Annotated in this window: 25 protein-coding genes; 12 read left to right on the forward strand and 13 right to left on the reverse strand. The window is 71.7% G+C overall.

The annotated features are described in order from the left end of the window. Nucleotides 1-518: 518 nt before the first annotated feature. On the reverse strand, nt 519-1,805 hold the full coding sequence (gene tyrS / locus ACIBO1_RS28670; RefSeq protein ID WP_396751939.1) for a tyrosine--tRNA ligase: 1,287 nt from the start codon (nt 1,803-1,805) through the stop codon (nt 519-521). 99 nt (nt 1,806-1,904) lie between these two features. On the opposite strand from tyrS, the gene ACIBO1_RS28675 reads away from it, so the two are divergent. From ACIBO1_RS28675 to ACIBO1_RS28690, 4 genes are all read left to right on the forward strand, one after another. Then, nucleotides 1,905-2,297, forward strand: coding sequence for a PaaI family thioesterase (locus ACIBO1_RS28675; RefSeq protein ID WP_350700039.1), 393 nt, complete (start codon nt 1,905-1,907; stop codon nt 2,295-2,297). 151 nt (nt 2,298-2,448) lie between these two features. Continuing rightward, a complete protein-coding gene (locus ACIBO1_RS28680) occupies nt 2,449-3,675 on the forward strand; it encodes an NRAMP family divalent metal transporter (RefSeq protein ID WP_396751828.1) in 1,227 nt (408 codons plus the stop codon). Continuing rightward, nucleotides 3,672-4,052 (forward strand): hypothetical protein, encoded by a 381-nt coding sequence (locus ACIBO1_RS28685; protein WP_396751830.1) that lies wholly within the window; start codon nt 3,672-3,674, stop codon nt 4,050-4,052. The genes ACIBO1_RS28680 and ACIBO1_RS28685 overlap by 4 nt, the downstream gene beginning before the upstream one ends. Then, the gene (locus tag ACIBO1_RS28690) at nt 4,039-4,356 is read left to right on the forward strand and encodes a PRC-barrel domain-containing protein (RefSeq protein WP_396751833.1); all 318 of its coding nucleotides are present in this window, start codon (nt 4,039-4,041) and stop codon (nt 4,354-4,356) included. Before ACIBO1_RS28685 ends, ACIBO1_RS28690 begins: the two co-directional genes overlap by 14 nt. Here ACIBO1_RS28690 and ACIBO1_RS28695 read toward each other — a convergent pair. The 3 genes from ACIBO1_RS28695 to ACIBO1_RS28705 all read right to left on the reverse strand — a co-directional run bounded on the left by ACIBO1_RS28695 (nt 4,353) and on the right by ACIBO1_RS28705 (nt 7,187). Beyond that, nucleotides 4,353-5,858: a hemolysin family protein gene (locus ACIBO1_RS28695; protein ID WP_396751835.1), complete on the reverse strand. Its 1,506-nt coding sequence runs from the start codon at nt 5,856-5,858 to the stop codon at nt 4,353-4,355. The genes ACIBO1_RS28690 and ACIBO1_RS28695 overlap by 4 nt on opposite strands. A 147-nt stretch (nt 5,859-6,005) precedes the next feature. Continuing rightward, nucleotides 6,006-6,641, reverse strand: coding sequence for a hypothetical protein (locus tag ACIBO1_RS28700; protein WP_396751837.1), 636 nt, complete (start codon nt 6,639-6,641; stop codon nt 6,006-6,008). A gap of 66 nt (nt 6,642-6,707) precedes the next feature. Then, the gene (locus tag ACIBO1_RS28705; RefSeq protein WP_396751840.1) at nt 6,708-7,187 is read right to left on the reverse strand and encodes a GNAT family N-acetyltransferase; all 480 of its coding nucleotides are present in this window, start codon (nt 7,185-7,187) and stop codon (nt 6,708-6,710) included. Between the two features lie 155 nt (nt 7,188-7,342). Between ACIBO1_RS28705 and ACIBO1_RS28710 the strand changes: the two genes are divergently transcribed. Then, nucleotides 7,343-8,047, forward strand: coding sequence for a hypothetical protein (locus ACIBO1_RS28710; protein WP_396751842.1), 705 nt, complete (start codon nt 7,343-7,345; stop codon nt 8,045-8,047). A gap of 137 nt (nt 8,048-8,184) precedes the next feature. After that, the gene (locus ACIBO1_RS28715; protein ID WP_396751844.1) at nt 8,185-9,030 is read left to right on the forward strand and encodes a universal stress protein; all 846 of its coding nucleotides are present in this window, start codon (nt 8,185-8,187) and stop codon (nt 9,028-9,030) included. Between the two features lie 50 nt (nt 9,031-9,080). On the opposite strand, the gene ACIBO1_RS28720 is transcribed toward ACIBO1_RS28715, so the two are convergent. The 3 genes from ACIBO1_RS28720 to ACIBO1_RS28730 all read right to left on the reverse strand — a co-directional run bounded on the left by ACIBO1_RS28720 (nt 9,081) and on the right by ACIBO1_RS28730 (nt 11,608). Next, nucleotides 9,081-9,704, reverse strand: coding sequence for an FMN reductase (locus ACIBO1_RS28720; RefSeq protein ID WP_396751846.1), 624 nt, complete (start codon nt 9,702-9,704; stop codon nt 9,081-9,083). Next, nucleotides 9,701-10,831 (reverse strand): LLM class flavin-dependent oxidoreductase, encoded by a 1,131-nt coding sequence (locus ACIBO1_RS28725; RefSeq protein WP_396751848.1) that lies wholly within the window; start codon nt 10,829-10,831, stop codon nt 9,701-9,703. Before ACIBO1_RS28725 ends, ACIBO1_RS28720 begins: the two co-directional genes overlap by 4 nt. Nucleotides 10,832-10,999: 168 nt before the next feature. Continuing rightward, nucleotides 11,000-11,608 (reverse strand): CGNR zinc finger domain-containing protein, encoded by a 609-nt coding sequence (locus ACIBO1_RS28730; RefSeq protein WP_396751850.1) that lies wholly within the window; start codon nt 11,606-11,608, stop codon nt 11,000-11,002. A gap of 89 nt (nt 11,609-11,697) precedes the next feature. On the opposite strand from ACIBO1_RS28730, the gene ACIBO1_RS28735 reads away from it, so the two are divergent. Then, nucleotides 11,698-12,444: a metallophosphoesterase gene (locus ACIBO1_RS28735; RefSeq protein WP_396751852.1), complete on the forward strand. Its 747-nt coding sequence runs from the start codon at nt 11,698-11,700 to the stop codon at nt 12,442-12,444. A 2-nt stretch (nt 12,445-12,446) separates the two neighbouring features. Further along, nucleotides 12,447-13,136 (forward strand): LysE family translocator, encoded by a 690-nt coding sequence (locus ACIBO1_RS28740; RefSeq protein WP_396751854.1) that lies wholly within the window; start codon nt 12,447-12,449, stop codon nt 13,134-13,136. A gap of 36 nt (nt 13,137-13,172) precedes the next feature. Here the strand turns inward: ACIBO1_RS28740 and ACIBO1_RS28745 are convergent, their stop codons facing one another. Further along, nucleotides 13,173-13,778: a DNA-3-methyladenine glycosylase gene (locus ACIBO1_RS28745; protein ID WP_396751857.1), complete on the reverse strand. Its 606-nt coding sequence runs from the start codon at nt 13,776-13,778 to the stop codon at nt 13,173-13,175. A gap of 291 nt (nt 13,779-14,069) precedes the next feature. On the opposite strand from ACIBO1_RS28745, the gene ACIBO1_RS28750 reads away from it, so the two are divergent. From ACIBO1_RS28750 to ACIBO1_RS28765, 4 genes are all read left to right on the forward strand, one after another. After that, nucleotides 14,070-14,363, forward strand: a complete 294-nt coding sequence (locus ACIBO1_RS28750; protein WP_396751859.1) for a hypothetical protein — start codon at nt 14,070-14,072, stop codon at nt 14,361-14,363. Continuing rightward, nucleotides 14,360-14,986, forward strand: coding sequence for an RNA polymerase sigma factor (locus ACIBO1_RS28755; RefSeq protein ID WP_396751860.1), 627 nt, complete (start codon nt 14,360-14,362; stop codon nt 14,984-14,986). Before ACIBO1_RS28750 ends, ACIBO1_RS28755 begins: the two co-directional genes overlap by 4 nt. A gap of 151 nt (nt 14,987-15,137) precedes the next feature. Then, a complete protein-coding gene (locus ACIBO1_RS28760; protein WP_396751862.1) occupies nt 15,138-16,880 on the forward strand; it encodes an EAL domain-containing protein in 1,743 nt (580 codons plus the stop codon). 327 nt (nt 16,881-17,207) lie between these two features. Next, entirely contained in the window at nt 17,208-17,648 is a 441-nt protein-coding gene (locus ACIBO1_RS28765; protein WP_396751864.1) for a DNA-binding protein, read from the forward strand. On the opposite strand, the gene ACIBO1_RS28770 is transcribed toward ACIBO1_RS28765, so the two are convergent. From ACIBO1_RS28770 to ACIBO1_RS28790, 5 genes are all read right to left on the reverse strand, one after another. After that, nucleotides 17,645-18,016 (reverse strand): DUF805 domain-containing protein, encoded by a 372-nt coding sequence (locus ACIBO1_RS28770; RefSeq protein ID WP_396751866.1) that lies wholly within the window; start codon nt 18,014-18,016, stop codon nt 17,645-17,647. The genes ACIBO1_RS28765 and ACIBO1_RS28770 overlap by 4 nt on opposite strands. A gap of 129 nt (nt 18,017-18,145) precedes the next feature. After that, complete coding sequence (gene argH, locus ACIBO1_RS28775; protein WP_396751941.1) at nt 18,146-19,609, reverse strand: argininosuccinate lyase; 1,464 nt, start codon at nt 19,607-19,609, stop codon at nt 18,146-18,148. Nucleotides 19,610-19,667: 58 nt separating this feature from the next. After that, nucleotides 19,668-20,183 carry an arginine repressor gene (locus ACIBO1_RS28780; RefSeq protein WP_117230175.1) on the reverse strand — a complete coding sequence of 172 codons (516 nt, stop codon included), beginning with the start codon at nt 20,181-20,183 and terminating at the stop codon, nt 19,668-19,670. Beyond that, nucleotides 20,180-21,106: an ornithine carbamoyltransferase gene (gene argF, locus ACIBO1_RS28785; RefSeq protein ID WP_396751868.1), complete on the reverse strand. Its 927-nt coding sequence runs from the start codon at nt 21,104-21,106 to the stop codon at nt 20,180-20,182. The genes ACIBO1_RS28780 and argF overlap by 4 nt, the downstream gene beginning before the upstream one ends. Further along, nucleotides 21,103-22,320: an acetylornithine transaminase gene (locus ACIBO1_RS28790; protein ID WP_396751943.1), complete on the reverse strand. Its 1,218-nt coding sequence runs from the start codon at nt 22,318-22,320 to the stop codon at nt 21,103-21,105. The genes argF and ACIBO1_RS28790 overlap by 4 nt, the downstream gene beginning before the upstream one ends. Between the last annotated feature and the right edge of the window lie 14 nt (nt 22,321-22,334).

Consider the following 22,334-nt stretch of genomic DNA (forward strand, 5'->3'; position numbering starts at 1 on the left):
TGGCTTATCAAGCACCCTGTTGAGTTCTCAAAGAACAACCACACACCATCAGAACACCCACATCAGCAGGCACCCCTCCGGGGACCAACCCGCACCCACCTCGCGGCGAGCACTTTTACTACGTTACCCGGTGGTTTCAACCGTGTCAAACCGGCTTCCGCTGGTTTGTCGCGCTTCAACCCTTTTAACGGGCACCATGAATTCGTTCGGCTTTCGCCGCCCGTCTCGTGGCTTTGGCAGGCCGGCCGCTTGCGGTCTCCCGCTCGCTCGCCCGTTTCCCTGCCGGTCGTCAACCCTACCCGGTCGGTTCCGCCTCGCCAAATCCGCCTCGCGGCGGATCCGGGGGCACCACCCGGCCTCGGCATCGGTGAGTGTGTCCACCGCGTTCGAGGGGTTGACCAGCGCTCCGGCCTCAGGTCTTTCGACCGTTTCGTCCGTTCCGCGCTGACAGAGAGAAAGTTACGCGCCCGACGGATTGATCGTCAAATCCGCCGGACGCGTCCCGCGTCACACCGGGCTCAGCTCTCCAGTTCGACGCCGGCGAAGGAGCGCTTGCCTCGGCGTAGCACCAGGTACCGCCCGTGCAGCAGGTCCTGCGCCGTGGGAACGGCGTCGACCTCGGTCACCCGCTCGTTGTTGAGGTAGGCACCACCCTCGGTGATTACCCGCCGGGCCTCCTTCATGCTCGGCACCAGGCCGGACTCCTTGAGCAGGGTGGCCACGTCCGGCAACCGGTCGAGGCGTACCAGGCCGGCCTCGGCGAGCGCGGCGCGCAGCGTCACCGGCGTCAGGTCGGCCAGTGAGCCCCGACCGAAGAGCGCCTGGCTGGCGGCGACCACCTGCGCCATCTCGCGTTCGCCGTGGACCAGGGTGGTCAGCTCCTCGGCCAGGGCGCGTTGCGCCGCCCGAGCCGCCGGGCGCTCCGCGCTCTCCTTCTCCAACGCCTCCAGCTCCTCCCGCGATCGGAAGCTGAAGTAGCGCAGGTAACGGCCGATGTCCCGGTCGTCGACGTTGATCCAGAACTGGTAGAAGGCGTACGGGCTGGTCATCTCCGGGTCGAGCCAGACGGCGCCGCCCTCGGTCTTGCCGAACTTCGTGCCGTCCGACTTGGTGACCAGTGGAGTGGTGAAGGCCTGGACCGGGCCGAGCCCGCGGCGGCGTACGTAGTCCACGCCGGCGGTGATGTTGCCCCACTGGTCCGAGCCGCCGAACTGGAGCTGGCAGCCGTGCCGACGGTGCAGCTCGAAGAAGTCGTTGGCCTGGAGGAGCTGGTAGCTGAACTCGGTGAAGCTGATCCCGCTCTCCAGCCGGGCGCGGACCACCTCGCGGGCCAGCATCTTGTTGACCGGGAAGTGCTTGCCGACGTCGCGGAGGAATTCGACCACCGACATCTCGCCGGTCCAGTCCAGGTTGTTGACCAGTTCGGCGGCGTTGTCCCCGGCGTACGAGACGAACGGGGCGAGCTGGTCGCGGATGCGACTGACCCATCCGGCCACCACCTCGGGGGCGTTCAGGGTGCGTTCCGCGCTCTCCTTCGGGTCACCGATCTGCCCGGTCGCGCCGCCGACCAGCAGCAGCGGCCGGTGCCCGGCGAGCTGGAGACGGCGGGCGGTGGTGACCTGCATGAGGTGGCCGGCGTGCAAGCTCGGCGCGGTCGGGTCGAAGCCGACATAGAACGCGGCCCCGCTGCCGTCGAGCAACGCGCGCAGCTCGTCGGGGTCGGTGGAGTCCTGGATCAGGCCGCGCCACCGCAGGTCATCGGTCAGGGAGTCCCGCCGGGGCGACGGGAGGCTGCTGTCGGTCACGGTCACCGATTCTCCCCCATCGGCCGGGTCCGGCCCTACCGGGTCAGCGCGTTCCGGGACTACGGCTACGCTGACGACGCCAAGATCGAGGAGGCTGCCGTGGAGTTCCCGGACGTGTCGAGCGGCTTCGCCGGGCTGCTCGGGCTGGAGTTCGACGAGATGACCGGCGACCGGGTGACGATCCGCTGGCGGGTACGCCCGGAGTTGCACCAGCCGTACGGGCTCCAGCACGGCGGGGTCTACTGCGCGGTGGTGGAGACGGCGGCCAGCGTGGGCGGCGGTGTGTGGCTCGGTGACCGGGGCCAGGTCGTCGGCGTGTCCAACCAGACGGACTTCCTGCGGGCGGTACGCGACGGCGAGTTGACCGCGGTGGGCACTCCGGTGCACCGGGGACGCAGCCAGCAGCTCTGGCAGGTGGAGATCACCGACGCGGACGACCGGTTGGTGGCCCGTGGACAGGTACGCCTGCAGAACCTCTACCCGAACGCCTGAACCCCGGCTTCCGCCGTCGGTGCCGCCTCCCGCGGCAGACTGATCGGCCGTGGGTGCGGCTGAGTCCGGCAGCGGATGCCGGTTTTGCGGAAAATTGACGCTTTAACGGCGATATGGTCGCGTCGATGACCGAGCCCGCGCCGCCGCCGACGTGAGGAAGCTGCTCGCCGCCACGCTCGGCATCCTGTCCGCGGTCGGTGGCTTCGTGGACATCGGCGACCTGGTCGCCGCCGGGCAGGCCGGCGCGCGGTTCGGCATGGCGCACACCTGGGTGCTGCTGCTCGGGGTGGTCGCCATCTGCGCGTACGCCGAGATGGCCGGACGGATCGCGGCGGTGACCGGCCGGGCGGTCTTCGACCTCGTCCGGGAACGGCTCGGCGCGCGGGTGGCCCTGGTCAACCTGGTGGCGTCGTACCTGGTCACGGTGATCACCCTGGCCGCCGAACTGGGCGGGGTGGCGTTGGCGCTGCGACTGGCCACCGGCGTGCCGTACCTGGTGTGGGTGCCGATCGCCGGGGCCGCCGTCTGGCTGGTGCTGTGGCGGATGCGCTTCCCGCTGATGGAGCGGGTGTTCGGACTCGCCGGGCTGTCCCTGGTGGTCTTCGCGGTGGCGCTGTTCTGGCTGCCCACCGACTGGGCGGAACTCGGCCGTAGCGCGATCTCGCCGAGCGACTCCGGGCAGGGCTGGGGCGCGTACTGGTTCGTGGCGGTGGCGTTGTTCGCCTCCACGGTCAGCCCGTACGAGGTGTTCTTCTTCTCCTCCGGCGGGGTGGAGGAACGCTGGAGCGCGGCCGACCTGGCCGACGCCCGGTTCAGCGTGCTGGTCGGGTTCCCGATCGGCGGGTTCCTCGCGTTGTCGCTGATCGCCACCGCCGCCGTGGTGCTGCGTCCGGCCGGGGTGACGGTGAGCAGCCTGAACGAGGTCGCCCACCCGGTGGTGCTGGCCTTCGGCACGGTCGGACTGGCGGTGGCGGCGTTGGCGTTCTTCGCGGTCACCTTCGGCGCCGCGCTGGAGACCGGGCTCTCCGCCGCGTACGCCGCCGCGCAGTACTTCGGGTGGCAGTGGGGCAAGCGGGTCAGCCCGCGCGAGGCGGCGCGGTTCCACACGGTGCTGCTGGTCAGCGTGCTGCTCGGGGTGCTACTGCTGCTCACCGCGATCGACCCGGTGACGCTCACCGAGTACATGCTGATCATCAGCGCGGTGGCGTTGCCGCTGACGTATCTGCCGATCCTGGTCGTCGCCAACGACCGTACGTATCTCGGCGACCGGGTCAACGGGCCGGCGCTCAACCTGCTCGGCGCGGTGATCCTGCTGGTCATCGTCGCGGCGGCGATCGCCGCCGTACCGCTGGCCGTGGGCACGAGGATGGGACAGTGAGGATCGAGGTGAGTCGGCAGTTGCTGGACCGCCAGCTCGTCGACGTGGCGGGGCGTCTGATCGGTAAGGTGGACGACGTGGAGTTCGCGTTCGACGCGGACGGGGTGCCGTACCTGCGGACGCTGCTCAGCGGGCCCGGCGCGCTCGGCGCACGGGTCGGTGGGCGGCTCGGGCGGATGCTGGTGCTCACCGCCGAACGCTTCGTCACGGACCGGCCGGTGGCGCCGCTGCGTATCCCGTACGACCTGGTCGCCCGGGTCGACAGCGCGGTGTGGCTACGGGTGTCGGCCGAGGAGCTGGCTCCCTCGCCGGTGGAGGAGTGGCTACGGCGCAGGTTGATCAGCCGAATCCCGGGGTCCGGCCGTGCGAGCGGGTGAGCTGCTCGGCCGGACCGTCTACGACGAGCAGGGCCGGCGGCTGGGTCGGGTGGTCGACCTGGTGGTGCGGGGTGGTCCGGCGGGGCCGCTGCGGTTGACCGACCTGGTGGTGACCCGACACTGGTACGGCCGGGTGAGCGGGCGGCTGATCGGGCCGGAGCGGCATCCGTCCGGCCCGTGGGCGATCCGCGCGGTGGCCCGGCGACTCGGCCGCAGCACCGTGCAGGTGCCGCTGCACCGGGTCCGGCTGGACCCGCCGCTGCCGGAACCGCCCGGCGACGAGGTGCCGCCGGGCGGGCCCTAGGGTCGGGTCCCGTCCAGCACGGTCCGCTCGTCCGGCGTCGGCTCCGGCGTCGGCTCCGGCGTCTCCGTCCGCGCCTGGCCCGCACGACCGGCCGCAGACGGACCCGTCGGGTCCGTCGACGCCCTCGGCGGGTCGGCCGGGGACGAGACCTCCCCGTCGGCCGGCGGGTGCTCCGCCGGGTCGGTCGAGGACCGCTCGGCGGAGTCGGTCGCGGCGTCCGGGGTCTCCGGGTCGCCGGGCCGGCACAGCCGTACCCCGTGGATGGCCCGGGTGTCGACCTCGGTGACCTCCAGCAGCCAGCCGTCGACGGTCACGTGCTCGCCCTGGGTGGGGATGCGGCCCAGGGCGGCCAGCACCAGGCCGGCGATGGTGGTGTAGTCACCCTCCGGACGGCTGGGCAGCTCCACGGAGATGTCCGGCAGGTCGTGCACCGGGAAGGTGCCGGGCAGCAGCAGCGCGCCGTCCGGCTCGGTACGCACCGAGTGCACGTCCCGGTCGGTCTCGTCGTAGATCTCGCCGACGATCTCCTCCAGGATGTCCTCCAGCGTGACGATGCCGTCCACGGCGCCCCGCTCGTCCACCACCAACGCCATGTGCTGACGTTCGGACTTGAACTGGCGCAGCGCGTCGACCACCGGCACCGAGTCGGGCAGCAGCATCGGCGGGCGGACGTACTCGTCGACGGGCCGGTCGTCGCGGACGCCGACCAGGTCGCGCAGGTGGATGACGCCGACCGCCTCGTCCAGCCCGCCGTGCCGGACCACCGGCGCCCGGGAGTGTCCGGACGCGGCGAGCACCAGCCGGGCGTCCTCGGCGGTGGTGCCGCTGTCCAGGCAGAAGACCCGCAGCCGGGGCACCAGCACGGCGCGCAGCCGGCGGTCGGCGATCTCCACCGCCCCGGCGATGATGGTCTGCTGCTCCTTGGTGAAGCCGTGGTGGCCGGAGACGATGTCCCGCAGCTCGTCGGGGCTGATCTCGTCCGGCTCCGGTTTCGGGTCGAGCCCGAACAGCCGTACCACCAGGTCGCTGGTGGCGCCGAGCACCCAGACCGCCGGCCGGGTGAGCGCGGCGAGCAGGTCGAGCGGGCGGGCGACCATCAGCGCCCAACGCTCCGGCACCTGCATCGCGATCCGCTTCGGGGCCAGTTCGCCGAAGACCAGCGTGACGAAGGTCAGCACCAGCGTGACCAGGACCACCGCGACCATCTCGGCGGCCCGGCCGAAGACGTCCTCCAGCAGTGGCACCAACGGTCGGGCCAGCGACACCGCGGCGGCGGCCGAGGCGAGGAAACCGGCCAGGGTGATGCCGATCTGGATGGTGGCCAGGAACCGGTTCGGGTCCCGGGCCAGCCGGGCCAGCACCTGTCCGGCACGGCCGGTGCGCTCCAGCCGCTGGACCTGGCTGTCCCGCAGCGACACCAGTGCCAGTTCACTACCGGCGAAGATCGCGTTGATCACGATCAGGACTCCGACCAGGGCCAGCTGGCTCCAGTAGCTCTGCACGCCCGGTTCTCTCCCTCACTGGACCACGCCGGGTGGCGTCGCCGGCGGAGGCCCCGCGGCGTAGCGGTGCCAATTCCCCGTCGCCCCGACGCCGAATCCTGGTATCGGCACGAGGCTTGTGACCGGGTACGGCCGCCGCGCGGACGGTCAGCCCAACGACACCGTCGGTGCCGGCAGGTCCAGGACGAACGAGTCGCCCTCGCGGCGGAAACCGAGCCGGTGGTAGTACGCGCCGACCATGCCCGGTGGGCTGACCACGCGGCGGAACCCCCGGTCGGTGAAGAGGCTGCTGCGCCGGTAGACGAACTCGCCGGGGGTGAAGTCCCGGAAGGCCGGGGTGACGTAGTCGAGGTCGATCTGGGCGACGCCGTCGCCGACGTCGCGGGCCAGCACCACGCCGACCACCTCGTCGGCGCGTACCACCAGGAAGGCCGCGCGGCCGGTCACCCGCCCGGAGTCGAAGCCGGGATTGAACCGTGCGATGTCGGCGGCGTGCACCCGCAGCGTGTGGGCCAGGAAGGCGTCGTCGGCACCCACCTCGACCACCTGGTAGGTCTGCTCGTCGTGCCGGGTGGTGAGCAGCCCCCGCAGATACCACACGTTGATCACGGCCAGGACGACGTTAAGCCCCACCATCGGCCAGACCTGCACGGCGGTGTTGTAGCCGATCAGCACGAAACAGCCGACCAGGTTGAGGGCGCGCAGCCGCAGGATGCGCGTCTGCAGCAGCGACCACACCAGCAACGCGGAGCCGGCCCAGCCGACGAGTTCCAGCCAGTTCACCCCGCGAGGGTAGTCGCCGCCCTGGTCAGCGGCCCGGCGGGGCGGGCCGTCCGGCGAGGTGGGCGGTCAGGCGGGCAGTTCCAGGACGTACTCGTCGACCTCGTGACCACGGGCCGGGGCGAAGGCCCGGTCAGTGCCGCGCACGACGAACCCGCAGCGCCGCAGCACGGTCAGCGAGCCGGCGTTGTCGACTGCCGCGCGCGCGTGCAGCGGCCGTCGGGTCACCTCCCCGAGCAGCGCGCCCAGCGCCCGCGTGGCGTGGCCCCGGCCCCATCGGGTCGGGTCGATCCAGTAGCTGACCTCGGTGCGGTCCCCGACGGGGAAGGCCAGCACGTAGCCGACCACGGCGTCGTCGACGGTCACGGTGCGGGCCAGGATGTCCGGGTCGGTCAGGATGCGGACCCAGCGCGCGGCGAACACGCGCGGGTCGGCCGGGTCCGCCGGACCGAAGGCGGCCATCCGGTTGGCCTCGGCGTCCAACTGGTGGGCGTAGAACTCCGGCAGGTCGTCCTCGCCGACGGGCCGCAGTCGCAGGTCGTCGGTCATTCCTCAGACGATACGCAGCGCCTGCCTCGGTCGGGCAGGGTCGTTGGTCCCGGGCCACGCGGGCGGATCGCCCCTGCCGCCCGGCGCCGGACCGGACCAGGCTGGTGCCGGGAGAGCCGTCAGCGGGACGGCCCGGGCACAGGGCGGAGCGGACGTTGGCCGGACAGGTCCAGGTCACCGGCGGAGAGCGACCGACGCGGACCGGGGTGGTCGCGCAAGCGGCACCGGACGGCGCGACCGGCGCCCGCACCGAGAGGCGGTGGGCGGTACGGCACGTGGTCACCTCGGGCGGCGTCCGCTTCGACGTGACCGGCACCGGGTACGCCCCGTTCGGCGGCGTGCACCGCGACGGCACACCGGTGGCCGTACCGGACGAGCTACGCCGCCTGGCGCGGGCCGGGCTGCTCTGCTCCGACGCCTCCGTCGCTCCGCCGGACGCCGACCGACCGGACTGGTACGCCGTCGGCGATCCGGTGGAGGCGGCGCTGGTGACCTTCGCGGCCCGCTGCGGGCTGGACCCGGTCCGCACCCGGACCGCCTGGCCACGTCTCGCCGCGTACCCCTTCGACCGGCGGTTGCGCCGGACGACAACGGTGCACCGCTGCTGCGACCGCCGGTACCTGGTGGTCTGCGCGGGCGCCCCGGAGGGGGTGCTGCGCATGCCGCTGCTCGACGCCGTCGACGGGGACGTGACCACCCTGACCGCCGCCGCGCAGCGGATGGCCGGCACCGGGCTGCGGGTGCTGGCGGTGGCGGCGGCCCTGGTGGGGACGGCACCCGTCGACGCCGCCCACCCGGTCGGGTTGCGCCCACTGGGGCTGGTCACGGTCGGCGACTGCGCGCGGGCCGCCACCTCCTGACGCGCGGGTTCGGTGCCGCGCAGACCCCGTACCGTCGAGGGATCATGAGCCGGTGACGGGTCGGGCCCGGTGGTGTGTCGAGGCCGGCTCGCCGGTGGACGGCCCCGACAATGGGCAGAGGCGAATCTGGAGGGCCGATGAACCGACCTGTCGTGGTGGGGGTGGACGGATCACCGCCGAGCCTGGTCGCCGCGGAACACGCGGCGCAGGCGGCGGTCTGGCGATCCCGCCCGCTGCATCTGGTGCACGGCTACCTGCACCCGCTCGGCTACGGGGTGCCGATCAACCCGTACGAGGTGGGGTTGCCGGCGCCGACCGAGGACGGCCGGAAGATGCTCGAACAGACCTCCGCCGAGCTGGTCGACCGGTGGCCGGGGCTCACCGTCGAGGTACGCCAGGTGGCCGGAGGCCCGGGCGCGACGCTGGTGGAGGAGTCCCGGCGGGCGGAGCTGGTCGTGGTCGGCAGCCGGGGTCTCGGCGGCTTCGCGGGGCTGCTGCTCGGTTCGGTCGGTACCCAGGTCGCCGCGCACGGCCACTGTCCGGTGCTGGTGGTCCGGCCCCCGGACCGTCCGTTGCCGACCGAGGGGCCGGTGCTGGTCGGGGTGGACGGCTCCGAGTCGGCCGAGCTGGCCGTCGGGTACGGCGCCGAGGAGGCGGTCCGGCGCGGTGGCACGCTGGTGCTGGCGCACGTCGCCGACGAGCGGCACGCCGACGACGGCGGGGAGGCGGCGGCGCTGCTGGCCACCGCGGCGGCCTCGGCCCGGGGCAGCCATCCGGCGCTGACCGTCGAGGAACGGTTGATCACCGCGGCGAAGCCGGACCAGGCACTGATCGAGGCGACCTCCGACGCGGCCCTGGTGGTGGCGGGCTCCCGTGGGCGGGGCGGCTTCGCCGGACTGCTGCTCGGCTCGGTCAGCCAGGCCCTGGTGCAGCACGCCCGCTGCCCGGTGCTGGTCGCCCACCCGCACGAACCGGAGCTCTGAGTCGCCAACGCCCTCGCCGTGGTCACGGCGAGGGCGAACGCGTCGTACGGTCAGGCGTCGCCGCCGCGCAGCAGCCGCTCGAAGTCGGTGCCGAGCGCGAACGGGTCGGCCGGTCCGCCCGACGGGGCGGCGCGGTGCACCTGCTCGGCGAGTTCCCGGGCGGCACGGGTGATCCGGGACCGCAGCGCGCCCTCGGCCGTACCGCCGGACCAGTCCTCGGAGGCGGCGAAGACCGCCGTCGGCATCACCACCGACCGCAGGTAGCCGAACATCGGGCGGAGCGCGTGCTCCAGGGCGAGGGAGTGCCGGGCGGTGCCCCCGGTGGCACCGATGAGCACCGGCCGTCCGCCCAGCGCGTCGGCGTCGAGCAGGTCGAAGAACGACTTGAACAGGCCGCTGTACGAGGCGTTGAAGATCGGCGTGACGGCGATCAGGCCGTCCGCGCCGGTGACCCGGTCGAGCACCTGCCGCAGCGGATCCGGGGCGAACCCGGTGAGCAGGTGGTTGACGATGTCGTGGGCGTACTCGCGCAGCTCGACGTGGTGCAGTTCGACCTGCTCGCCGCGTCCGACCAGCTCGTCGCGGGTGGCCACGGCGAGCTGGTCGGCGAGCAACCGGGTCGACGACGGCTGGCTGAGGCCGGCCGAGACGACGGCGATCGCGCGTGCGGTCACCGCTCCCCCTCCGCCGACGCGGCGCCGGCCAACGCGTCGTCGCCGGAGGCGGCCCGCTCGGCGGCGGCGCGCAGCGAGGCGTGCGTCGGTGCCGCCGGGACGTGGGCGGGACGCAGCGACTCGAACTCCTTGCGCAGCACGGGTACGACCTCCTCGCCGAGGATGTCGAGCTGCTCCAGCACCGTCTTCAGCGGCAGACCGGCGTGGTCGACCAGGAAGAGCTGACGCTGGTAGTCGCCCACGTAGTCACGGAAACCGAGGGTCCGGTCGATCACCTGCTGCGGGCTGCCCACGGTCAGCGGCGTCTGCGAGGTGAACTCCTCCAGCGACGGGCCGTGCCCGTAGACCGGCGCGTTGTCGAAGTAGGGCCGGAACTCGCGTACCGCGTCCTGGGAGTTGCGCCGCATGAAGACCTGCCCGCCGAGGCCGACGATGGCCTGGTCGGCGGAGCCGTGGCCGTAGTGCGCGAAGCGCTGCCGGTAGAGGCCCACCATCCGGCGGGTGTGCTCGGCCGGCCAGAAGATGTGGTTGGCGAAGAACCCGTCGCCGTAGTACGCGGCCTGCTCGGCGATCTCCGGGCTGCGGATCGAGCCGTGCCAGACGAACGGCGGCACGCCGTCGAGCGGTCGCGGCGTCGAGGTGAAGGACTGCAACGGGGTACGGAACTTGCCCGACCAGTCGACGACGTCCTCCCGCCAGAGCCGGCGCAGCAGGTCGTAGTTCTCGATCGCGAGCGGGATGCCGTTGCGGATGTCCTGGCCGAACCAGGGGTAGACCGGGCCGGTGTTGCCGCGCCCCATCATCAGGTCGACCCGGCCGTCGGCCAGGTGCTGGAGCATCGCGTAGTCCTCGGCGATCTTCACCGGGTCGTTGGTGGTGATCAGCGTGGTCGCGGTGGACAGCAGCAGCCGCTCGGTGCGGGCCGCGATGTAGCCCATCATGGTGGTGGGCGAGGAGGGCACGAACGGCGGGTTGTGGTGCTCGCCGGTGGCGAAGACGTCGAGACCGACCTCCTCGGCCTTGAGCGCGATGGCCACCATCGCCTTGATCCGCTCCGCCTCGGTCGGCTCACGACCGGTGGTCGGGTCGACCGTGACGTCGCCGACGGTGAAGACTCCGAACTGCATGACAGCTCCTCGTGTCGTCCGACCCGGGCGGTTCGTACCCGGCGTTGCGGACAACATATTTGACTCGTCAACTATTCCGTAGCCCCGGCCCCCTCCAGTGTCCCCCGTCACGCCGCGCTTATCCCCGGCCGGGGGTCGCCGCCGGGAAGCCGGATCGCCGCCGAAACGCTACGGGACCGTCGGGCTCGCCGTCTGGCGCTGGTAGTGCCGGGACACCCGGGCACGGTTGCCGCAGGACGGCTTGCACCACGCCTGGCGGGGATGGTCCTTGACGAAGTAGCGCACGCAGCGCGGCGCCGGGCAGGCGAGCAGTTGGACACGCGTCGGGCCGGTGAGGAACTCGATCGCCGCCCGCGCCAGCACCGCCGTGAGCCACCGCCGGGCGTCGGGGGACGTTCCCCGCCAGGCGACCGTCGGCGTCGAATCCTCCGGCCAGCTCAGCACCGGCCGGACCGGCAGCCGACCGGCGGCCTCGTTGAGTCGGTCGACGGCGTCCGGCACGGCCAGCAGCGTCGAGGAGTCGGCGCGACTCGGCGGCCCGGGACGGACCGCGTGCGCGAAGAGAGCGCGTACGGCGCGCCGCACCGCGACCACGTCGAGGCGGAGTCGCTCGTCCGGCCTGCCGGCGAACGGCCCGTCGGCGTACGCCCGCAGCGGTTCGGCCTGCTCCCGGAGCCAGGTGGCCAGTCCGGTCACGTCCGCGAGGTCGTCGGCCACGCCTCCGTTGCCGTCGTGCCGGATGGTGCTCGCCAGAGCGAGCACGAGCTGCTGTGACATCGGGCCTCCTCGGACCTGCTTGACGCACCCGATTCGATCACGTGTAGTTTCCCTAATGCCTAAGGACGCTACAACCATTAGGGGATGTCGTGCTCGTCATCGCACACCTCAGTGACACGCACCTCGACAGCCACCCTCGCTCGGCCGAGCGGACCGCCCGGGTGATGGACTACCTGCACGCCCTGCCCCGACCGGTCGACGCGATCCTGATCAGCGGGGACATCGCCGACCACGGCGAGGTGGCCGAATACCGCCTCGCCGCGGAACTCTTCGCGTCCCCACTGCCGGTCATGGTCTGCCCCGGCAACCACGACGTCCGCGACGCGTACCGCAAGGGCCTGCTCGGCGACGACGGGGGCGGCAGCGGCCCGATCAACACCCGGCACGACGTCGCCGGCGCGGTCTTCCTGCTCGCGGACTCGTCGATCCCGGGCGAGAACGACGGTCACCTCGACGAGGAGACCATGGAGTGGCTCGCCGGAGAACTCGGCTCGGTGCCGGCCGGGACACCGGTCTTCGTCTCCTTCCACCACCCGCCGGTCGCCCTGCACCACCCCGTCGTCGACTCGATGCGGCTCACCCCCACCGCGCCGCTGGCCGCACTGCTGGCCGCCCACCCACAGGTCGTCGCGGTGCTCACCGGCCACTTCCACACCGCCGCCGCGAGCACCTTCGCCGGTCGGCCACTGCGGATCGCGCCCGGCGTCGTCTCCACGCTCCGACTGCCCTGGGAAGGTGACGGACCGCTTGTCGACCTGCGCCAACCACCCGGCGTGGCGTTCCACGTGTACGACGACGCCGGACTGCTGAGCACCCACTACCGCGTGGTGGTCTGAGGTTGGACAGGGTCGCCGTACTCGGCTTCCTGGTCGCCGTCGCGCCGATCACCCTGACGCCGGGGACCAGCCTGACCCTGGTCGTGTCGCGGGTCGCCGTCGGAGGGTCCCGGCTGGGGTGGTGGGTGATCCTGGGTACGGTCACCGGGATCTACGTGCACGGCACGCTCGCCGCCGTCGGCCTCGCCGCGCTGGTGCTCCGCTCGTCGCAGGCGTTCTGGACGGTGAAGCTGCTCGGTGCCGCCTATCTGGTCGGATTCGGGCTGTGGATGCTGCTGTCCACCATCCGTCGCCGACACCCGACCGACCCCGCCCTGCCCGACCACCCCACCCTGCCCGACGGTCCGGCCGGGTCCGACGAACCGGCCACCGCCCGCCGGCCCCGGCGGCTGCCGTGGCGCGGGCACCACCCGTACGCGCAGGGGCTGCTCGGCACCGTGCTCAACCCCAAGGCCGCCGCCGTGTACCTGACCCTGGCCCCGCAGTTCCTCGGCTCACACCGCTCCGTGCTGGTGCCGATGCTGGTGCTGGCCTCGGCGCACGCGGTGCTGCACACCTGCTGGCTCGCCGGCTGGACCGTCGCCTCGGGTGCGGCGGCCCGGCTGCTGCGCACCCTCCGGGTACGCCGGATACTGGACCGGCTGACCGGCGCGCTCCTGGTCGGTCTCGGCGTCCGTACCGCAGTCGGATAGAGCGGCCTGACAAGCCCGGGTCAGCGCGGGCGCGGGTCAGCGCCGTCGCCGGGGCACGTGGCGACGGTAGGCGCTGACCGTCGGGTCACCGGTGATCCAGAAGCGCCAGGGAACGTCGTGGGCGGCAGCCACACCGACCCGAGGGCCGGCGGAGACCTCGGACGGCGCGACCGGACGCGTCGGCGGAGTCAGCAGCAGCGGCCCGCTGCCGTCGACGAGGTTGGTGCCGTTCGCCGTCGCGTCGAGCCCCAGCGCCACCACCAACCGGGCCGGGCCGCGCGCCAGGTCCCGGTCGGGCACCTCGCCGCGACGCTTGCGGGCGAGATCCACCCCGTCGACCACCGCACCGGCGCGCAGCAGCACCGCCGCCGCCTCCCCCTCGCGCCCGCAGACCACGTTCAGGCACCAGTGCATGCCGAAGACGAAGTACGTGTAGGCGTGGCCCGCCGGACCGAACATGACCTTCGTACGCGGAGTCGGCCCGCGATGGGCGTGCGAGGCCGGGTCCTCACCGGTGCCGGCGTACGCCTCGACCTCGGTCAGCCTGATCCGGACGCCGTCAGCCGCGAGTTCCCAGCCGAGCAGCGTGCGCGCGGTCTCGGCGATCTCGGCGGCGGGCGCGGTCAGCCAGGAGCGGTCCACCCGTCCAGATAACCCCGACCGGAGTTCGATCGGCAACCACGCGCCGACGTCCCGCCCCGAACAGCCGCCAGGCCAGAACAGCGACAGAGAGTTACGGAACGAACTCGGCAGGTCGTCGCGGCGGCCATCCGGATCACTTCGCTCAGCGTGCCAGCATCACAACTTTCTGCTGTACGGCCAGGTGAAAATCTTGATCCTTGATCTCCATGAACTTTGTGGACTATGCCCCATCAACATCTGGACCCCCGCCACGGATAGTAATTGACGGGATTGAGGGGACGAGGGGACACGATGAACGAGACGCTGCCGGAGTCGCTCTCCGCTTACGGAGCGATTGCCCTGGCCCTGACCGCCGCCGGAACGGCGGCGGGGATGGTACGCGCCTACGTGGCACACCGGACACGGCTACACGAGGAACGTGAGGCGTCGACACGCACCGCGACCCGCCTGGCCGGGCTGGTCGAGCTCGCGGCGGCCGACCGTGAGGTCGTACGAATCGTGGAGCGGGACCGCGACGGACATCGCGAGGTGCAACTGGGCAGCCGCGTGATGCTCGGCTGCGACGATGCCGAGAAGGCCGCGTGACCGGGGTCGAGGGCACCGCCGCCCTGACTCCGGAACCGGCGGACCGCGAGGCGATGCGCAAGACGGAGGCCACGCGCCTCAAGGCCGAGCACGACGAGCAGTTCGCTTCTTTCGTCGAAACTTCGTACCACCAAGTGGAGCGCGCCCTGAACGCCAGGTGCCGGAACCGCGACCTGGTCGAAGATGCGCTCAACGAGGCGTACGAGGACGCGCGGATCAAGTGGCCCGCGCTCCGCGACCACGTCAAACCTGCTGCCTGGGTGGTCCTTACGGCGCGGTACAAGATACGCAAGGCCGAGCAACGGCGGCGGCGGGAAGCAGCCACGGCGCCGGAAGAACTGCCGCTACCACTCACGGCGCCGGACATCGCCGACGTCTGGGAGGCCCAGGAGGTACTGCGTACCTGGTTGATCCAGCTTCCGCCGCGGCAAGCGGAGGTGTTCCAGATGGACCACGACGGCTTCTCCAACCAGGAGATGGCCCGGATTCTCGGGTTGACCGAGAACAGCGTCCGTTGGTACAAGACCGCGGCGAAGAAGCGGATGCGCGAACTCGCCGAGGAGGCCGGCTACACGGATTCGGAAGGTCGCCGACGTGAGGGGGGCAGCCGTGGATCTCGATGACATTCTGGCGCTGGCCAAGACCCGTCCACCGAGTCCGCTGGAACTCGCCCGGGCCCGCCGCTTCGCGCGAGCCGTGCAGAACCAGTACGACCTCTCCTGTGCCGATGGACACGAGGTCATCGTCGACACCGACCTCGTCGATCCGCTGTCCGTGGTGGTCGACGAGGCGACCCGCAGCGCCCGCGCCGCTGAGCTGGCCAAACTGGGAACAATCATCTGGACACCAGGCACCGACGCCATCGAGGGCGCCGAACACCTCACCTGGTCCGACGAGATGGCAATGATCTTCGGACACGCACCGGGCACGCTGCGCCTCACCTTCGACGCGCTGGTTGAGCTCGTGCACCCCGACGATGTGCACAGGGTGCGCCACGTGGTGCGGGCGGCCTGGATACAGAAGCGTCCCGACGAGTTCACCTTCCGGGTGATCCAACCGGGCGGCAGTGTCCGCCACGTGCAGATCCACCTTGAGATAGTCGAATCCGCAGGTAAGCCGACGGGGATGATCGCCACCGGCGAGGACGTCACCTCGTTCGAGCTCGCCCGGCAGGAGCGACGACGGCTGACCATCCGTAGCCGGATGCTCTCCGCTGACTTGGCCGAGCGGGACATCCTGACCGGACTGTCGACCCGCAGCTACCTCACCGACGAGGTGGATCGTGCCCGGCGCTCCACCGGTGGGGCCCTCATCATCGTGACGACAGAGCCCTCCACACGGCCGTCCGATGCGCTCAGCGACGCGGACCGCGACGAGTTGACGGCTTCGGTCGCCGGGCTCCTGCGGGCGATCGTGGGTGACAAGGTGACCTGCGGACTGGTTGGTGCGGGCCTGTGGGGCGTGCTCGTCACCTCCGTCGAGCACACGGACGCCGCAGCGTTGGCCGCCCGGATCGTCGACAGGTTCAAGCGTCACCTGTTCGGTATCCGGCAACCGACGTCGCGGCTCAACACGTGGGCGGGTGTGGTGCATTTCCACGGCGACGTCCATGCAAGCGGATCCGACCTGCTCGTCGACGCCGAGCACGCGGCCTACGACGCCCGCGCCAACGCCATACCGGTCACCGTTCTCGACGAACCCGTTCTCGACCAGGATCGGATCGTGAGATGCCGTGCGCGAGTACGCCGCGCGGTCGCTTCTAGCCGGTTCGCCCTCTACGCCCAGCCGATTGTCGACCTCCGCCTCAACCAGGTCACCCGGCACGAGATCCTGCTACGCGTACGCAATGAGACGGATGAGCTTGTCGCACCCTGGGCCTTCCTCGACATGGCCGAGCGGGTGGGCGAGATCCTCGCGGTCGACAAGTGGGTCGTCGACCATGCCCTAGAACTGATCGGCCGTGGCGCCCAGACCTCCCACTACCAGGTCAATATCTCCGGCAAGTCGCTGGCCGACCCCGGCCTGCTCAGTCATGTGACGGAGTCGATCCAACGGCACCACGTCAGGCCGGAATGCCTGACCTTCGAGATCACCGAGACCGCACTCATCGAGAACCGCAACGAGGCCCTGGGCTTCGCTAGTGGGATCAGGGAGATCGGCTGTGGCCTCGCCCTCGACGACTTCGGCACGGGGTACGCCACCCTGTCCCATCTGAAGTACCTCCCGGTTGATCTCATCAAGATCGATGGGACCTTCGTGTCGGACCTGCAACGGTCGCCGGCGAACCAAGCCATCGTGTCCAGCATGGTCCGTCTCGGACATGACCTGGGAATCCAGGTCGCGGCCGAACATGTCCAGGACGAGGAGACCATTGAGCTGCTGAAGAACTGCGGGGTCGACTTCGCGCAGGGCTACCAGACCGGCCGACCTCAACCGATAGCGGCGACTCCAGAGCCGCCGGTACGGAGCATCGAGTTCGAGTTCCGGCTACCACCGCAGTACACCGCGCTCGGTTGAGACGGTCGGCATGGCGGTTCCACCCATCGGCGGGAGCGCACCCGACCTCGACGGATCGGGCCTCCCGCACTCCTCCTTGCCGCCTTTCGAGCTGAACCGTCGGCGCTATCGCCCGCACCGGGTACGGACTCGGGGCGATGCCCGATCCGCTGCTGCGGTCAGCTCGACAGGCGCCTCGGTGGACTAGGTGTCGACGCCCGACCGGCACCCGGCAATCGACGCTCCTCTGGGCTCAAGGCTCCTGGCCGTCCGATCGGCATCTCCTTCACCGAAGCCGTCTTTCAACGATCCGTTGACAACGTTTCGTTGAAATGGTGGAGTGAGGGCATGACCGCCGCCTCCCGCACCTCAGCACAGGCCGTCCAGGACCGGGCCCACCACACCTACGCGGCCCTGCACCGACTCACCGAGCGGCACGCCGCCACCGAGGCGCAGCGCCGCCGGCACACCAACCCGTACGCGGCCGACCCGTACGCGGCGATCGCCGTGGTGTTGGCCCTGGCCGCCGGCGCGGCCGAGGCGGCGCCGGGCGAGGAACCGGTCGACGAGGCGGACCTGCTCGCCGCGCTTACCCTCTTCCCACATCTGCGGGCGGAGGTCGACACGATGGAGGCGGGACTGCTGGACCTCGCGCGCAGCCGTGGGCTGACCTGGCAGGCGATCGGGCACGGGCTCGGCCTGGGCAGCGCCCAGGCCGCCCGCCAGCGTTACGACCGGCTGGCCGCCCGCACCCGATCAGACCAGGCCGCAGGCGCAGGAGCCGACTAGGACTTGGGACTGGGGCCGAAACGGTTCAGACCGGGCTGGCCGTCCTGCACGAAGAACACGACCAGCACGATCCACCCGACGATCGGGATCAGCCCGATCAGGAGCCACCAGCCGGAACGACCCAGGTCGTGCAGGCGGCGTACGGAGACCGCCAGCGACGGCAGCAGGAAGGCCAGGTTGACGAGCAGGGAGACCGGCCCACCCGTCGTCGCGTCGAAGTCGAGACCCAGCGCGCTGTCGATGAGCGCAGCCACGATTCCGACACCGAAGAGGAACAGTGCGAACCACCAGTACTCGGAGCGACGAGCCCGCCCTCCGAAGCCCGCGTACTGGGAAAGCGCGGAGCGAATTGCATCGGTGAATGACACGACGACCCCATTCCACGATGAAGCGACGCTGATGCCAGCAGCGTACGAGGTCGTGTCACTCGATTCGGCCGACCGTCGTCACCCCGACGCAGACGGCCCGGCCGGTGCGACCGGGCCGGGCCGTCCGCCTCAGCGGGGTACGACCTGCTCCGCCGCCCACTCCCGCCAACCGGCCAGCCGGTCGGCGGCGGTGGCGAGCTGGTCGGCGACCGGGCCGGGGCCGGTCGAGCCGGGCGTGGTCCGGGCGGCCAGCGCCGAGCGGACCGACAGCACGTCGCGGACGCTCGGGTCCAGGTGCTCGCTGACCGTGGCCAGGTCCTCGTCGGAGACCTCGTCGAGGGCGCAGTCCCGGACCGCGCAGAGCGCCACCAGCTTGCCGGTGATCTCGTGCGCGTCGCGGAACGGCACACCCTTGCGGACCAGCCAGTCGGCCACCTCGGTGGCCAGCGAGAAGCCCACCGGCGCGGCGGCGACCAGGCGGTCGACGCGTACCGTCATGGTGGAGATCATCCCGGCCAGGGCCGGCAGCAGCAGTTCCAGGGTGTCGACCGCGTCGAAGGCCGGCTCCTTGTCCTCCTGCATGTCCCGGTCGTACGTCATGGGCAGGCCCTTGAGCATGGTCAGCACCGCGACCAGCCCACCGACCAGCCGTCCCGACTTACCCCGGGCCAGCTCGGCGATGTCCGCGTTCTTCTTCTGCGGCATGATCGAGGAGCCGGTGGCGAAGGCGTCGTCCAGCTCGACCCAGCCGAACTCGTGCGACGTCCAGAGCACCACCTCCTCGCCGAGGCGGGACAGGTGCACGCCGACCAGCGCGGTGATGAAGAGGAACTCGGCGACGAAGTCCCGGTCCGCGACCGCGTCCATCGAGTTGGCGAACGAGGTCCGGAAGCCCAGCTCCTTGGAGACCGCCACCGGGTCCAGCGGCAGCCCCGACCCGGCCAGCGCGCCCGCGCCGAGCGGGCTGACGGCGGTGCGGTGGTCCCAGTCGCGCAGCCGCTCCAGGTCCCGCAGCAGCGGCTGCACGTGGGCGAGCAGCCAGTGACCGAAGGTGACCGGCTGGGCGTGCTGCAGGTGCGTCATCCCGGGCGCGGCGGTGTCCACGTGCCGCTCGGCCTGCTCCACCAGCGCCTCGGCCAGCTCGACCAGCCGCGAGGCCACCCCCCGGGCGTGGTCGCGCAGATAGAGCCGCAGGTCGGTGGCGACCTGGTCGTTGCGGGACCGGCCGGCGCGCAGCTTGCCGCCGAGGCTGCCGAGCCGTTCCAGCAGCCCGCGTTCCAGGGCGGTGTGCACGTCCTCGTCGTCGACCGTGGGCCGGAACGCGCCGGAGGCGCAAGCGGCCTCCAAGTCGTCCAGGGCGGCGAGGATGCGGCCCAGTTCGTCCGGGTCGAGCAGGCCGGCGCCGGCCAGCACCCGGGCGTGGGCCCGGGAACCGGCGATGTCGTACGGGGCCAGCCGCCAGTCGAACTGGACGCTCACCGACAGCCGGGCGAGCGCCTCCGACGGGCCACCGGCGAACCGGCCACCCCACAGGCTCGTACGGTTGGCGGGCGCGCTGTTCTCGGTCAGGCTCTTGTCGTCCACCTGGCCCATTCTGGTGGTCACCACCGCGACGCTCCGCACCGGGCGTCCCGCCCGAGGTCCCGCTCGGTCATGGTGCTGTGTTCCCTTCGGTGTACTCGTCGCGACGGGCCCAGCCGGCGAGTCGTTCGCCGAGCGCGGCTCCGCCGTCGGATTCGCGGGCCACCACGAGGATGGTGTCGTCACCGGCGATGGTGCCGACCACCTCCGGCAGGCCCGCCCGGTCCAACGCGCTGGCCAGATACTGTGCCGCCCCCGGCGGGGTGCGCAGCACCGCGATGTTGCCGCTGGAGTCGACCTCGTTGAGCAGTTCCCGCAGCAGCCGTACCAGTCGGGCCGGCGCCGCCTCGGCGTCGCGCAGCGGCCGGTGACCGTCCTCCGGGATGACGTACACGGCCCGGCCGTCGCCGCCCCGGGCGGTGACCGCACCGAGTTCCTTCAGGTCCCGCGAGAGCGTGGCCTGGGTGACCTGGACGCCCTCGTCGCCGAGGAACTCGGCCAGCTCGGTCTGCGAGCGGACGGCCCGGTCGCGGATCAGCTCGACGATGCGGGCGTGCCGGGCGGCACGGGTCAACGGTGCGCTCATGTGGTCTCCGTCAGCAGGAACGTCAGCAACGCCTTCTGGGCGTGCAGCCGATTCTCCGCCTGGTCGAAGACGGCGCTGCGCGGGCCGTCCAGCACCTCGTCGGTGATCTCCTCGCCCCGGTGCGCCGGCAGGCAGTGCAGCACGATCACCGTCGGTGCGGCGTGCCCGAGCAGTTCCTCGTTGACCTGGTACGGCAGGAACGGGGTGGCGCGGTCCAGCCCGTCGCTCTCCTGCCCCATGGAGACCCAGGTGTCGGTGGCGACCACGTCGGCGTCCCGGACCGCGGCGACCGGGTCGACGAGCACCCGGACGCTGCCGCCGGTGTCGGCGGCGATCGCCTCGGCGCGGGCCACCACGTCGGCGTCGGGCGCGAAGCCCTCCGGACCGGCGACGCGGACGTGCATCCCGGCGGTCGCGCCGGCCAGCAGGTACGAGTGGGACATGTTGTTCGCCGCGTCACCGACGTACGCCAGGGTGCGCCCGGCGATGTCGCCGAAACGTTCCCGCACGGTCAGCAGGTCCGCCAGGAGCTGGCAGGGGTGGAAGCCGTCGGTCAGCGCGTTGACCACCGGCACGGTGGCCCCCTCGGCCACCTCGGCGATCCGGTCGTCGCCGTGCGTGCGCAGCACGATCGCGGCCACGTAGCGGGACAACACCCGACCCGCGTCGGCCAGCGTCTCCCCCCGCCCGAAGTGAGTGACCTGGGTGTCCACCACCAGCGGGTGCCCGCCGAGTTCGGCGATGCCGGCGTCGAACGAGATCCGGGTCCGCAGACTCTGCTTGTCGAAGAGCACCGCCACCGACCGGGGCCCGGCGAGCGGCGCGTAGGCGAACCGGTCGGCCTTCATCCGGGCCGCCAGGTCGAGCACGGCGGCCTGCTCGGCGGGCGACAGGTCGTCGTCACGCAGGAAGTGCCGGGTCATTCGCTGGCCTCCGTCGAGGTCGGATCAGGGGTGCCGGCCGGGACACGGGTACCGGCCACGGCGGTGAGGGCGAGGGGCAGCGCGGCCAGGAACGCGTCGGCCTGGTCGGCGCTGAGGATCAGCGGCGGGGCCAGCCGGAGCACGTCCGGCTGGATCGGGTTCACCAGGAAACCGGCCGCGCGCAGCGCCTCGGTGGCGGCGGCCGACACCGGCGCGGTCAGCGTCACGCCGAGCAGCAGCCCGGCACCCCGCACCCCGCCCACCAACGGGTGCCCGAGCCCCTCGATGCCCCGGCGCAGCCGCTCCCCAATCCGCTTGACGTGATCGAGCAGCCCCTCGTGGGCGATCGTGGAGATCACCGCGAGCGCGGCGGCGCAGCTCACCGGGTTGCCGCCGAACGTGCTGCCGTGCGACCCGGCGACCAGCAGCTCCGCGGCCGGACCGAAGGCCAGGGTGGCACCGATCGGCAGCCCACCGCCGAGCCCCTTGGCCAGGGTCACCACGTCCGGCTCGACGCCCTCGGCCTGGTGCGCGTACCAGTGCCCGGTGCGACCGATCCCGGTCTGCACCTCGTCGATCACCAGCAGCGCGCCGTGCCGGGCGGTGATCCGCCGGGCGGCGGCGAGGTAGCCGGCCGGCGGGACCACCACGCCGTTCTCGCCCTGGATCGGCTCCAGGATCACCATCGCCGTCGCGTCGGTCACCGCCGCCTCCAGCGCGGCGACGTCACCGTACGGGACGTGGTCGACCTCGCCGGGCAGCGGACGGAACGGGTCGGCTTTGGCCGGCTGACCGGTCAACGCCAGGGCGCCCATGGTCCGGCCGTGGAAACCACCGACGGTGGCGACCGCGTGGGTGCGGCCGGTCCGCCGGGACAGCTTGAACGCCGCCTCGTTGGCCTCCGCGCCGGAGTTGGCGAAGAACACCCGACCCGGACGTCCGGCCAGGGCCAGCAACAGCTCCGCCAGGGCCACCGGCGGTTCGGCGACGTACAGGTTGGAGACGTGTCCGAGCGTGGCGACCTGCTTCGACACGGCGGCCACCACGGCCGGGTGCGCGTGACCGAGGGAGTTGACGGCGATGCCGCCGAGCAGGTCCACGTACTCCCGACCGGTCTCGTCGGTCACCACCGCGCCGGAACCGGACACCAGGGCCAGCGGCGGCGTGCCGTAGTTGTCCATCATCGACTGCCGCCACCGCTCGACCAGCGTCATGCCGGCACTCCGCT

This window comes from Micromonospora sp. NPDC049903, assembly GCF_044460945.1.
GTDB lineage: Bacteria > Actinomycetota > Actinomycetes > Mycobacteriales > Micromonosporaceae > Micromonospora.